General features: G+C 40.5%; 10 protein-coding genes. 9 read left to right on the forward strand and 1 reads right to left on the reverse strand.

What is annotated here, in order from left to right:
* Nucleotides 1-54 precede the first annotated feature (54 nt).
* Complete coding sequence (gene clpB / locus MMO42_RS16405; protein ID WP_241321349.1) at nt 55-2,634, forward strand: ATP-dependent chaperone ClpB; 2,580 nt, start codon at nt 55-57, stop codon at nt 2,632-2,634.
* Between the two features lie 169 nt (nt 2,635-2,803).
* The gene (locus MMO42_RS16410; RefSeq protein ID WP_241321350.1) at nt 2,804-3,250 is read left to right on the forward strand and encodes a hypothetical protein; all 447 of its coding nucleotides are present in this window, start codon (nt 2,804-2,806) and stop codon (nt 3,248-3,250) included.
* Here the strand turns inward: MMO42_RS16410 and rlmKL are convergent.
* Nucleotides 3,243-5,447, reverse strand: a complete 2,205-nt coding sequence (gene rlmKL / locus MMO42_RS16415; protein WP_241321351.1) for a bifunctional 23S rRNA (guanine(2069)-N(7))-methyltransferase RlmK/23S rRNA (guanine(2445)-N(2))-methyltransferase RlmL — start codon at nt 5,445-5,447, stop codon at nt 3,243-3,245. The genes MMO42_RS16410 and rlmKL overlap by 8 nt on opposite strands.
* A gap of 285 nt (nt 5,448-5,732) precedes the next feature.
* Here rlmKL and MMO42_RS16420 point away from each other — a divergent pair, with 285 nt between their 5' ends.
* The 7 genes from MMO42_RS16420 (at nt 5,733) to MMO42_RS16450 (ending at nt 12,993) form a co-directional block, all read left to right on the forward strand.
* Entirely contained in the window at nt 5,733-6,104 is a 372-nt protein-coding gene (locus MMO42_RS16420; protein ID WP_241321352.1) for a hypothetical protein, read from the forward strand.
* Between the two features lie 140 nt (nt 6,105-6,244).
* The gene (locus MMO42_RS16425) at nt 6,245-7,261 is read left to right on the forward strand and encodes an aspartate carbamoyltransferase catalytic subunit (protein WP_005153914.1); all 1,017 of its coding nucleotides are present in this window, start codon (nt 6,245-6,247) and stop codon (nt 7,259-7,261) included.
* Between the two features lie 12 nt (nt 7,262-7,273).
* On the forward strand, nt 7,274-8,506 hold the full coding sequence (locus MMO42_RS16430) for a dihydroorotase (protein WP_241321353.1): 1,233 nt from the start codon (nt 7,274-7,276) through the stop codon (nt 8,504-8,506).
* A 198-nt stretch (nt 8,507-8,704) separates the two neighbouring features.
* Complete coding sequence (locus tag MMO42_RS16435) at nt 8,705-9,277, forward strand: hypothetical protein (protein WP_241321354.1); 573 nt, start codon at nt 8,705-8,707, stop codon at nt 9,275-9,277.
* 201 nt (nt 9,278-9,478) lie between these two features.
* Entirely contained in the window at nt 9,479-10,894 is a 1,416-nt protein-coding gene (locus MMO42_RS16440) for an OmpA family protein (RefSeq protein ID WP_241321355.1), read from the forward strand.
* Nucleotides 10,895-11,081: 187 nt separating this feature from the next.
* Nucleotides 11,082-12,134 carry a DUF1311 domain-containing protein gene (locus tag MMO42_RS16445; protein ID WP_241321356.1) on the forward strand — a complete coding sequence of 351 codons (1,053 nt, stop codon included), beginning with the start codon at nt 11,082-11,084 and terminating at the stop codon, nt 12,132-12,134.
* A gap of 82 nt (nt 12,135-12,216) precedes the next feature.
* Nucleotides 12,217-12,993, forward strand: a complete 777-nt coding sequence (locus MMO42_RS16450; RefSeq protein WP_241321357.1) for a Rossmann-like and DUF2520 domain-containing protein — start codon at nt 12,217-12,219, stop codon at nt 12,991-12,993.
* Nucleotides 12,994-13,208: the final 215 nt, after the last annotated feature.

Below are 13,208 nucleotides of genomic sequence, written 5' to 3' on the forward strand. Positions count from 1 at the left end.
AAAGTGTTCCCATCTAAGTGATAAGTTAAAAATTTGTTGTGAGGAATAACAAGAATGCGATTTGAAAAATTTACAAACCGCTTACAGCAAGCACTCTCAGATGCACAATCATTGGCTATGGGTAAGGACCATACTGCAATTGCAGGGATTCATATCTTAACATCTTTATTAGAAGAGCCGGCCAATCTGAGTTTATTGCAACAAGCGGGTGCGCGTTTACCAGAGTTAAAGCAGAAACTTGAACAAGCGGTGCAAAATGCACCTACTTTGGCCAATCCGACAGGTGATATCAATCTGAATCCTGAAGCGGTCAAGGCACTCAATTTAGCTGACCGTTATGCACAGAAAGCAGGTGATGAGTTTTTATCTACGGATTGGGTATTGCTGAGCTTGGCAGAAACGGGCGAAACCAAAACTATTTTAAATAGTGTTGGAGTAACACCAGAAAATTTACGCAAGGTAATTGAAAATATTCGAGGAAATGACAAAGTCATGAGTAACAATCACGAAGATCAACGTGACTCACTAAATAAATATACCATCGATTTGACTGAGCGTGCCTTGGCAGGGAAGTTAGACCCTGTGATTGGCCGAGATGATGAGATTCGTCGTACCATTCAGGTGCTCTCTCGTCGTACGAAAAACAACCCTGTACTGATTGGTGAACCAGGGGTCGGTAAAACTGCGATTGTAGAAGGGTTGGCGCAGCGTATTATCAATGGTGAAGTACCAGAGAGCTTAAAGAATAAGCGTGTACTGTCACTCGACTTGGGTTCATTACTTGCAGGTGCAAAATATCGTGGTGAATTTGAGGAGCGTTTAAAAGCAGTTCTTAAAGACCTAGCAAAACATGAAGGCGAAATCATCCTGTTTATCGATGAGCTTCATACCCTCGTGGGCGCAGGTAAAGGTGACGGCGCGATGGATGCAGGGAATATGCTCAAACCTGCCTTAGCGCGTGGTGAACTCCGTTGTGTGGGTGCAACGACTTTAGATGAGTACCGTCAATACATCGAGAAAGATGCCGCGCTTGAACGTCGTTTCCAAAAAGTGTTGGTGGATGAACCAAGCGTTGAAGACACCATTGCGATTCTGCGTGGTCTAAAAGAGAAATATGCAACTCATCATGGTGTACAAATTTTAGATTCAGCGATTATTGCTGCGGCGAAAATGTCACATCGTTATATCACTGATCGTCAGTTACCCGATAAGGCAATTGATTTGATTGATGAAGCGGCATCACGTATCAAGATGGAAATCGACTCTAAGCCAGAAGCTTTGGATAAATTAGATCGCCGTTTAATTCAGTTGAAAATGCAATTGGAAGCGGTGAAAAAAGATGAAGATGTTGGCAGTAAAGCTGAAGTCAATCATCTTGAACAGCAAATTGCTGAAAAGCAGAAAGAGTACAATGACCTAGAAGAGATTTGGAAAGCTGAAAAAACACTGGTTGAAGGTGATAAAAAAGCACAAGTCGAACTGGATCAAGCGCGTAGTGCTTTGGAAAAAGCCAAACGTGAAGGTGATTTGGCCGAAGCTGCGCGCTTGCAATATGGTGTAATTCCAGAATTGCAGAAACGCTTAGAGCAAGCTGAAGTTGCAGAGGAAAACGAAGAACCGAAGTTGATTCGTACCAAAGTGACTGAGAATGAGATTGCTGAAGTCGTTAGTGCGGCAACAGGTATTCCTGTGACCAAAATGCTGCAAGGTGAACGTGAGAAACTTCTGAAGATGGAAGAGTTTTTACATAATCGTGTGGTGGGACAAGATGAAGCCGTGGTAGCAGTGTCTAATGCGGTACGTCGTTCACGCGCTGGCTTATCTGACCCGAATCGTCCAAGTGGATCGTTCTTGTTCCTTGGTCCGACGGGTGTCGGTAAAACTGAGTTAACCAAAGCATTGGCCAACTTCTTGTTTGACAGCGATGATGCCATGATCCGGATTGATATGTCGGAGTTTATGGAAAAACATTCGGTCAGTCGTTTGGTGGGTGCACCTCCAGGTTATGTGGGTTATGAAGAAGGTGGTGTTTTAACTGAGGCCGTACGCCGTAAACCATATAGTGTAGTGCTATTTGACGAAGTGGAAAAAGCGCATCCAGATGTATTCAATATTTTATTGCAAGTCTTGGATGATGGTCGCTTAACCGACTCACAAGGTCGTGTGGTTGACTTTAAAAATACGGTCATCGTAATGACCTCTAACTTGGGCTCACAAGATGTACGTGAGCTGGGTGAAGGGGCGACAGATGATGAAGTTCGAACTGTGGTCATGAATGCGGTAACACAGCATTTCCGTCCAGAGTTTATTAACCGTATTGATGAGTTGGTGATTTTCCATTCACTGCAAAAAGCACAGATTCGTGGTATTGCGGATATTCAGTTGGATCGTTTGCGTTCACGTTTGAGTGATCGTGATATGGGCTTAACAGTAGATGACACTGCATTCGATTTGTTAATCGATGCTGGTTTCGATCCGATATATGGAGCACGTCCATTGAAACGCGCCATTCAGCAACAAGTGGAAAATAGTTTGGCTCAAAAAATCCTGTCTGGTGAATTTCAGGCTGGCGATAACATTTTAATCAAAGGTGAAAATGGTCATCTTGTGTTTGATAAAATGAAATTGAGCTAAATCTAAATTTTAACCTTTGACTCAAAAGATGGTGATGAAAGTCACCATCTTTTTTTGTATTGGTGCAACTGGTCTGATTTTTTCAGTAATATTACCGATAACATTGCGACTTGATGAAAAACTTGCTAGTTTCTTGAACAAATAACAAAAAAATTCAGGATGAATTGCAATGGAAAATAACAGACATCATTGCACATATAGTTGTGTAATTTTGTTGATGACCGCTTTATCTTCAATGGTACATGCTGCGCAGCCATTGAATGAAGGAACACTCGCTTTACAAACGGGTGTACTGAATAATGCACTTCCCAGTATTATCATTAAAGCTCAACAAGATGCCTTGAAGCCTGAAGAAGAACGCTGGCGTGCTCAGCGTACCTTAAGCGATAAATTTTTGGGCGAGATTCGTGTCAGTACCGTCTTGGATGGCGTACTTTCCTCTCATGAAGAGCAAAAGAAAATACTCGCTGTTGATACGAGAGACAAGGATAAGCGCGAGGCTACGATTAAGCCACATGCACAGCCACCTGATCGTTACATGATTTATGAATTCGAATCAGGCAACGTTCACGTGACTTACAATGATGACACTAAAGCTGAACTGGTAATTAAATAGCAGGGTGTTGAATTTTCCAAGCACGATGAATTTTTTGGTTACGCTTGAAATCTAAACCAATGGTTTCAGAGGTGATTTCTTCGATTTGATACATCGCCTCAATTTCTTCATCCAACTCAAAGCCTCGATAGTTATTTGAGAAGTATAAGGTTCCATCAGTGGTTAAACGGTTCATAGCACGTTTAAGCAGTGAAATATGGTCACGTTGAACATCAAAAGTTCCATAAAACTTTTTCGAGTTCGAGAAGGTTGGTGGATCAATAAAGATTAGGTCATATTGTTCATGACCTTCTTTTAACCATTCAAAGCAATCACTTGCAAAGAACATATGCTGTTCATCTGCGTGGTCTACCGTTAAACCATTCAGTACAAAGTTCTCTTTCGACCAACCTAAATAAGTATTGGATAAATCGACACTGGTGGTACTCGCTGCACCACCTAAAGCGGCATGCAAACTTGCAGTTGAGGTATAGCTATAAAGATTTAGGAAGTGCTTACCACGCGCTTCTTTGGCAATTCTCAGACGAATTTGGCGGTGATCGAGGAATAAACCTGTATCTAAGTAGTCCGTCAAATTCACTAAAATGCGTGCATCACCTTCTTGTACGATAAAACGTTTAGAGGCGGTACTCTGTTTAGTATATTGCGTGGTACCTGCTTGTCTTGCACGTGTTTTTATGAAAATAGCATCACGGTTTAAGCCTGTTACAGCACGGATTGCGGCAAGACCAAGGTTAAAACGCTTTTTAGCTTTTTCAGGATCAATGGTTTTTGGTGGTGCATACTCTTGTACATGCAATCGATCCCCATATAAGTCGACTGCAATATTGAAGTCAGGTAAATCTGCATCATAAAGACGTAAACAGTAGACGTTCTCTTTCACGGCCCACTTTTTCAATGCTTGCATGTTTTTCTGCAAACGATTGGTAAAGTCTTCAGCACCTTCAATTTTTTCAAATTGTTGGGGTTGCCAAGTTGCTAAAAATGGCTGTGTAACAGTAGCAGGTTTGACTGTACCAAAACGAACATAAATAGGTAATTTACCATTCATCAAACGTAAAATTTGCGGATCGTTAAAGGCAAGCACATCGGCCTGTTCAACTTGGGCAGCAATAATGGCAGCACGTTGATTTGGAAAATTCTTTTGCAATAAAGCAGATAAGCCTAGGTAGAGCGAACGGTTAGACGCTTTATCACCTAAACGCTCACCATACGGTGGATTGGTCACAATAAAGGCTTTTTTTCCTTCAGCATGGAAATCATCCCAGTCTGCTAAGGTACGTTCTTCAATTTGAATCTTATCCAGTAAATTCTCAAAACCAGCGGCAATGATGTTTTGACGTGTTGCTTTTACTGCTTCCCAGTCTGCATCATATGCATAGAATTGTGGTAAGGGTTGCTGCAATGCTTTTTCATGGCGTTCAGCTGCTTCAGCTTTGAGCGTCATCCATAATTCATTGTCATGACCGTGCCAGCCATTAAAACCAAAACGGCGAACTAAACCAGGTGCACGATCAGTTAAAATTAATAAGGATTCAATAATAAATGTACCTGAACCGCACATTGGGTCGAGGATAATGTCAGGCTGATATTGCGCGAGTTGTGCTTTTTGTAGAATCGCTGCCGCCAAGTTTTCTTTAATTGGTGCTTCGGTCATAAAACGACGATAGCCACGCTTATGTAAAGAATCACCAGAGAGATCTAAACAGTAGGTGTGTTCGGTTTTACCCGCTAAGACATACAGAGTAATTTCTGGTTGTTTAATATCAATACTTGGGCGTTTGCCAACCGCTTCCATAAAGGAATCTACAACACCGTCTTTTACGCGCAAGGTCGCAAATTGAGAGTTTACTTTAATGTCACGTTCGATATGCAAACGAACGGCAAAGGTACTTTGTGGTGCAAAAATCAGTGACCAGTCAAAGCTGATTGCACCTTCATAGAGTTCTTCAGCAACATCACGCGCATCATGCGTGTGTTCAAGCTCATGGGTATGAATAGGTAAAAGCACGCGAGAGGCCAAACGAGACCACATACAAATGCGGTAAGCGTTCTCCAATGTACCTTTAAATATTAAACGTCCTGCAAAACGTTGGATATTTTGAATGCCTAAATCTTCAAGCTCTTGTTGTAATAAGGTTTCAAGCCCGTCCGCACAGGTGACCCAATAGTCTGTTAGACGTGGTTTAGCGTTCATTCAAATTTCCAAAACATTTTTAGCAATCGGCTATTTTAACTGATTTTTATGGGTTCTGTCGGTGCATATTTGTTTGATTGTCAGCTTTATCATCTAATTATTACATTTTTTCTTCATTGAGCTGGGTAGATGCGGCATTAGGACCGTGATGTATTTCATTTTTATTGATTATTTTATTGCATAGTTGGTACAGCTTTTGCTTTTAGATTTGCAATACATCAGTAAACGATTTTACTTAAAGCTGATGAAATTTAAGAATTTTAATTTGATGGCTGTGAGGATATTATGAAAGAAAGCATGAATAGTGAAGTATCGGTCAATGCTGAAGCTTTTACGATTGCAACTCAAATGTATGTCCGTTTAAGACGTGTTTGTGGTCGTGTGATCGATGTAATGTATTTAGTCAATAATCAAGATTATGCCAAACATGTGCTTGAGGTTGCCTTAGCAACTCAGGATCAAGAACTCGAACGATTTGTCGCACGTTTAAGCCCATTGATTGATCTATATGCTGAGCCAAGTGTAGTTGTGACAGAAGTGAAAGCCGAAGCTAAAAAAGTAAAAGCTGAGGTTTTAGAAACCTATTCTGTGGAAGTTACTGAAGAGGAAATATATCAGGCACAGGTGCATCATCATTATATTGGTGCGTTACGCTAAGCGATAAGTCATTTAAAAAGATAAAATAAAAGGATGTCAGTGGGGAATTGCATCCTTTTTACTTAAGTGCTGAAAACTTCAACTACGAATGAAATCTAAAGTCTGTATAATGCGTTAACTTAACGTGTTAGGAATCTCTTATGCACTTGGCGGCATTGCATACTTTGAGTCAGATCCAGCTCAATCAACAAGGAAATCTAAAGCACTTTTTAACAATTGAAGGTCTTTCCAAAGAAACCTTAACCAAGATCTTAGATACAGCGCAAAGCTTTTTAGATGAAAATAATAATTTGATCAACCGTCCGTTACTTGAAGGGTTGACGGTCATGAATCTGTTCTTTGAAAACTCTACTCGTACTCGTACCACCTTTGAGGCGGCAGCAAAACGATTGTCTGCTAATGTCTTGAATATTGATATAGCGCGTTCAAGTACCTCTAAAGGTGAAACGCTACGTGATACGTTGTGGAATCTGGAAGCGATGGCAGCGGATATTTTCGTTGTTCGCCATTCATCATCTGGTGCAGCGCATTTCATCGCCAAAGATGTATGTCCGAAAGTTGCAATTATTAACGCAGGTGATGGTCGTCACGCGCATCCAACCCAAGCGATGTTGGATATGTTGACGATTCGCCGCGAAACCAAAAAGCCTTTTGAAGAATTAACCGTGGCCATTATCGGTGACATTAAGCATTCACGCGTGGCGCGTTCAAATGTAGCTGCCTTGCAAACATTGGGCTGTAAAGATATTCGTGTGATTGCACCGAATACGCTGTTGCCAGTAGGCTTCAATGAATATGGCGAGCATGTCCGTCTGTTTAATAAAATGGATGATGGCGTCAAAGACTGTGACGTGATTATCGCCTTGCGTATCCAAAATGAACGTATTGATTCGCCAGCTTTATCCTCACAGGCTGAGTTCTACAAAATGTATGGTCTGAATAAAGAGCGCCTTGCAATGGCGAAGCCTGATTGTATCGTGATGCATCCCGGCCCGATGAACCGTGGGGTTGAGATTGATTCAAGTGTTGCGGATGGCGATCAATCGGTGATTTTAAAGCAAGTCACCAATGGTATTGCAGTTCGTATGGCGGTACTCGCACTTGCGATGCAAGGCCAGTTACAAGAACAAGGTTTAATTGAAGCGATTGCACTGTAAGGGATAGATCACATGAGTATTGTAAAAATTGAAAATGTCCGTGTGCTCGATCCAATTCAAAATACTGATCAAGTCAAAACGGTTTATATTGAAAACGGTAAATTGATTGATGCAGTAGATCAAGTCGATGAAAACATTGATGGACAAGGCAAATGGCTAATGCCGACCATGGTGGACTTGTGCGCACGAATGCGTGAACCGGGTCAGCAACAGCATGGAACCTTAAAGTCGGAAGGTAAAGCGGCACGTACCAATGGTATTTTGCATGTGATTACGCCTCCCGATTCAAAGCCAATCGTTCAAGACAACGGTGCTCTGATTCATGGCTTGATTGAAAAAGCGCAATTAGATGGTGGAATCTATTTACAGATTATTGGCGCACAGACTCAAGGTTTGAATGGTAAACAGCCTGCCAATATGGCGGGATTAAAGAAGGGTGGCTGTACCTCAGTTTCCAATGCCAATGCTGCTTTTGAAAATGATGATGTAGTGATCCGTACGCTTGAATATGCTGCTGGTTTGGGCTTGACCGTTGTGTTCTATGCGGAAGAACCACAAATTGCCAAAGACGGCTGTGCTCATGAAGGCTTCATTGCTTCTCGTCAAGGTTTGCCAATGATTCCTGCGATTGCAGAAACGGTCGCAATCGCAAAATATCTGTTGATGATTGAAGTGACGGGTGTAAAAGCTCACTTTGGTCTCTTGTCTTGTGGTGCATCGGTAGAACTGATTCGTATCGCCAAAGCCAAAGGTTTGCCTGTGACTGCGGACGTTGCGATGCATCAACTGCATTTAACGGAACAATTGACAGATGGTTTTAACTCTTTGGCTCATGTGCGCCCACCATTGCGTTCTGAACAAGATAAAGCCTTATTACGTCAGGGCGTTAAAGAAGGTGTGATTGATGCAATTTGTACCCATCATGAACCATTGAGTAGTTCTGCCAAAATGGCACCGTTTGCAGAAACGCAACCTGGTATTACTGCATTTGATACCTATGTGGGCCTCGGTGTGCAATTGATTCAGGAAGGTGTATTCGAACCTTTAGAATGGGTGGCAAAAGTGACGTCGATTCCTGCACAAGTGGCTAATATGACGGAACGCTGGCAGCAAGAAGCAGGTTGGGTGCTGGTAGATCCAGAACTGAAATGGACTGTTTCTAAAGAAACCATTGTTTCGCAAGGCAAAAATACGCCATTACTCGGTCAGCAATTGACAGGCAAAGTGCTTACGACTTTTGCATAAACTAATGTGAAATAAGCAGAATAGGATGCAAAAGTCTTATTCTGTTTTGTAAAGTGTGATGTTGATATTGTATTAAAATTTTACAAATGTAGATAAAAATAAAAAAATTAGATTAAAGTAAGCGAATAAATGAGATATGCCTTACATAAAATTATAAAAACGAGAAATAAATTAGTTAAATAATTGGAGTTTAATAACATGTCTATAAATCCAATGGAATTACTTAAACAAAAAGTTTCATCTGTGATTGTGAATGACCAAACCTGTTTGGTAAATGAAAAAAATGATGTTCTATCAAGATTTTATCCTGTTTTCTTGCATCGTTTTTTAGAGAAACCTGAATTGGTTGATCAATTAAAAGAAAAGCTTACGCCGTCTGTCTTTGATTTGTTGGAAGAAAATGAACGCGTAAAAAATGCATTGCTATTGCGGTTGGCAGCAGGCAAAGTTTCGGTTGCAGAGGCTGAACTGACGCTTAATCGAGCGATTCCAAAAAGTTTAGCTGTACTGTCGAATGAAGTAGGAAATGATGCAATTAGCATTATTCATTACCTGAGAGAACATAAGCAATCGATCAATGCACTGTTACCAAATTGGTCTGACGAGGTACTTTCGCTTTTAAATGAAGTTGCTGTTCCAGCACAACCTATTGAAGAGGCACCAGTAGAGCTTGATCTACCACCAGCGAAGAAGCCTTATCGATTTTTTCCATTTTTAACTCTGATTTTCGCAAGTTTTTCATTGGTTTTTTTATATCAACTCATCAAGTGAAGGTTTGGCTGATTGAGGATTAATACGCGCTATCTTGTACTTCACTTTGTAAAGTGTGATGTAAGTATTGTATTTAAATTATATAAAAACGAATAAAAAACACACAAATGATTAGAATGAAAAAGCATCAGTTTGCTTGCGCTTCGCATTTTTCTTAAGCGATCTGAATATTATAAATTTAATGAGTTGGAGTGAATAACAATGTCAATAAACCCAATGGAATTGTTAAAGCAAAAAGTGACCTCGACGGTTGTGAGTGGTCAAGACAGTTTGGCGAACGAAAAAAGTGCGCTGTTATCTAGGTTCTATCCGATTTTTCTTTCCGTATTAGCCGCAAAACCTGAACTTATTCAGAAACTCAAAGAATCAATCTCACCCTCTTTACTTGATTTATTTGGACACAATGATCAAGTTAAAAATGCACTGTTGTCTAATCTTGCAGGTGGTCAGGTTCCACCTGCTGAGGTTGAACACACATTAAATCAAGCGATTCCAAAGAGTCTGGTTGCTTTGACCAATGAAGCAGGAAATGACACATCAAGCATCGTGAATTACTTAAAACAGCATGCCGATTCAATTCGCTCGCTTTTGCCTGCATGGGCAGTCGGCTTGCTTGCTCCATTAGGGCTGGTCGCAACTAGCTCGACCTCAGCTTCAAATTTGGCAAACACTGCCGCTGCAACTGGGACTAAATCACGTGCTTGGCTACCGATTGTGGCTGTCATTATTTTAGCATTATTGATCGCATGGCTATGGAAGTCATGTCAGCATAAACAAGTGGCTGTTCCAACCAATAATGAAGGTACTTCGGCATCACAAGTAACTAGCGATACGTCGCCTGCAAGCTTGTCTTTAACCACAGATGCCAGTGGCAATGTTGCTCAATGTCAGGTCGGTGTGGGTGATCAAGGATTTTTGGCAAGCATTCAAGCGAAGGTCAAAGAGGTTTTCTCTTCCAATCAAGACTGTACCGTAGATACTGCAACAACACATGCCGCAACATTTACTGATCAAGCTGGACTTGCTGGCGTGTTGGGATTGCTTAAAGGTGTCCCTAATCTCTCTTTGGATTGGGTGGGGGACAAAATCACGTTGAAAGGTGCTGATACAGCCAAACTGAATGAGTTATTAGGCAAGATTCAAGGTCTGGTTCCAAATACAGAAGTTGTGATTGAAGCGCCTGTGAGTGCAGCTGATTCAGTAAGTAATAGTTTAAATGCCGCTCAGGATGTATTGGCCAATATTGATAGCAATAAAGTTGACATTAATGAAGTGATAAAAGCCCTTAATCTACAAATTATTAATTTCGCCACAGGATCGAATCAGATTCCAGATGAAAATAAAGCAATTTTAGATAAAGCTGCGACTTTATTGAAAACCGCTAAAGATGCAAAACTAACGGTTGCAGGTTATACCGACTCGACAGGTAATGCTGATAGCAATAAAGCCTTATCGCAGAAACGTGCGCAAGCCGTGGTCGATTATATTGTGAGCCAAGGCGTTGATGCGGCTCAATTGACCGCTGTAGGTCATGGTGCAGATAACCCCGTAGCAGATAATGCGACCGAAGACGGCCGTTTCAAAAACCGCCGTATTGAGTTTTCTGTGACCCCTTAATTCATCCTTCAAGTACTATTTAAAACAGGAGTTATTATTGTAATAACTCCTTTTATTTTAATTATTTAATTGCGTAAAAATGATTCTAGAACTGGTTGTTTGCATAAAATCCAAGAAAAGACTCGAAAGTCTAGATTTAAATTGAGTAGAATACGCCCGAAAAAAAACAAGATAACAGGGTATTAATATGAATAAGCTTTTTATATTCACAACATTAACGGCAGCAGTTTTACTCACAGGTTGTGATAAGTTAAAGCCGAAAGATAAAGTTGAAAATATAGATAGTACAGCTGTTGCTGAGTGGAGCTGTACCAATCAAGACAACCTCAATAATATTCAGGCTGCATTAAAAAAAGCGTATTTAAAGCAAATAGAGCGCAGTTTACGTGACAGTGAATATCAAGCGGACTATACGATTTTAGATACCATCAATAAAGGTTTAAAGTTTGAAATTAAAAATGTGCGCACATTAGATGCCAGTGAAACTGAACAGACATCAAAGACCTTATTGAGTTGTGAGAGCCAGCTTGTGGTTTCTTTCCCGAAAGGGTTGCAGAAACGTGCGGAAAATGCCTATCTTGAACAGCAAAAATATCAACACGATGGTGAGGATGAAGATCCAAGAACCTATACGTTGAGTGATTATTTCTCGGATAGTGATTATCCATTAACACTCGAAAATGACCAATTAAGCGGTGAGTTTTCCTATAATCTGACCAAAACAGATAAGGATGGTTTAGTTTTCAATATCCCTGATCAAAATGGCGTGATTGATGGTGTGGTGTTCATGGCGACCAAGGCGGTGCAATATGTTGCTTACTTAAAAGAAAATCGCTTGATGGAACAAAGTAGCGAACAAGCACAACAAGAGTATGATGCAGAATCTTCTGCTCAAATGGACTTGGCGCAAAAAGCGATGGATATTCGCAAGAAAGAGCTTGATGCTGAGAAATCCAAACAAGTCGAGCGTTTAAACCAAACATGGGATAAATTCAGCCCTGAACAAAAGTCACAATTACAGCAAGATCAAGCAGATTGGTTTGAAAAGCGTGATGTCGATTGTAAGGTGTTGTCACAAAAAAGTGTGTACGACATTGCTGAAAAAGATCGTGAGACCTATCAGAAACAATCCAGTTATTGGAATGATGCAATGCGTCAACAAGATCGAGATATGCAATACACCAAATGTTTTACTCAACGTACGATTGAGCGTATTGTTTATCTCAATAATGTCAATTAAGTAAGCAACCAGAACGAGGACGAATTGATTCGTCCTTTTTTTATTGGCATGCTTAAGCAATCACGATGAATAGATAGAGATTATGCGAATTACATTGATTGGCGCAGGGCGTGTGGCAACACATTTCGCAAAAGTATTGCAGTTACAGCATCAAATCGTTCAAATCTATAGTCGCGATTTACAGCACGCACAGACACTGGCTGATCAGGTCAATGCTCAGGCAATTGATCAGGTTCAACAACTTGACCCACAAACAGATCTGGTCATTATTGCTGTGAGTGATCAAGCAATTTCGAGCGTGATTCAAGCGATTACTCAATTTTTACCAGAAAATCTTATTGTTCATACTTCAGGCAGTACGGATTTGTCGATACTTCAGCATGAGCATTCGCGCGCTGGGGTTTTATATCCATTGCAAACCTTTAGTTTTGAAAGAGCAGTGAACTGGTCTGAAACACCTTTGTTTGTCGAAGCAGTTCAAACACAGGATTTAACATTATTAACGGATTTGGCAAACAGTTTAAGCCAACGTGTTTATCAATATAGTTCTACACAGCGTTTAACCTTGCATTTAGCCGCAGTATTTGCTTGTAATTTTAGTAATTATTGTTATGACATGGCGAAGCAAGTGGTCGATGCTGAGCAGGTTGATTTTAGTTTGTTATACCCTTTAATAAGGGAAACTGCGAATAAGGCAACACTCAATGATCCTCGCCAAATGCAGACAGGGCCTGCAATGCGTGGCGATCAGAATATATTAAATATGCACACTCAGCTATTGGCAAATATGCATCGAAAAGACTTGGAAAATATCTATGCATTAATGAGTGAAGGGATTTATAAACGGCAAAGCAATTAGAATTAACGATAATTATACAAAATAGACAAACTAGTCTATTTTGTATAATATGCCTAAAATTTTATTTAATATTTTATAAAAAAGATGTTGGCTAATATATTTCAAGCGTTAGAGACTCTCGGCCTTACAGCACAAAAACGTGCCATTCATATTCAATTTTCGAATCAAAATTTAAATACTCAAGTTTTCTTGCAGCGCATTGATGGGCAGCATCA

Source organism: Acinetobacter sp. ANC 3882 (assembly GCF_022549545.1).
Lineage (GTDB): Bacteria > Pseudomonadota > Gammaproteobacteria > Pseudomonadales > Moraxellaceae > Acinetobacter.

Coding starts and splice junctions, on each gene's coding strand:
- clpB (WP_241321349.1), top strand. CDS start 55: ATGCGATTTGAAAAATTTACAAACCGCTTACAGCAAGCACTCTCAGAT.
- MMO42_RS16410 (WP_241321350.1), top strand. CDS start 2,804: ATGGAAAATAACAGACATCATTGCACATATAGTTGTGTAATTTTGTTG.
- rlmKL (WP_241321351.1), bottom strand. CDS start 5,447: ATGAACGCTAAACCACGTCTAACAGACTATTGGGTCACCTGTGCGGAC.
- MMO42_RS16420 (WP_241321352.1), top strand. CDS start 5,733: ATGAAAGAAAGCATGAATAGTGAAGTATCGGTCAATGCTGAAGCTTTT.
- MMO42_RS16425 (WP_005153914.1), top strand. CDS start 6,245: ATGCACTTGGCGGCATTGCATACTTTGAGTCAGATCCAGCTCAATCAA.
- MMO42_RS16430 (WP_241321353.1), top strand. CDS start 7,274: ATGAGTATTGTAAAAATTGAAAATGTCCGTGTGCTCGATCCAATTCAA.
- MMO42_RS16435 (WP_241321354.1), top strand. CDS start 8,705: ATGTCTATAAATCCAATGGAATTACTTAAACAAAAAGTTTCATCTGTG.
- MMO42_RS16440 (WP_241321355.1), top strand. CDS start 9,479: ATGTCAATAAACCCAATGGAATTGTTAAAGCAAAAAGTGACCTCGACG.
- MMO42_RS16445 (WP_241321356.1), top strand. CDS start 11,082: ATGAATAAGCTTTTTATATTCACAACATTAACGGCAGCAGTTTTACTC.
- MMO42_RS16450 (WP_241321357.1), top strand. CDS start 12,217: ATGCGAATTACATTGATTGGCGCAGGGCGTGTGGCAACACATTTCGCA.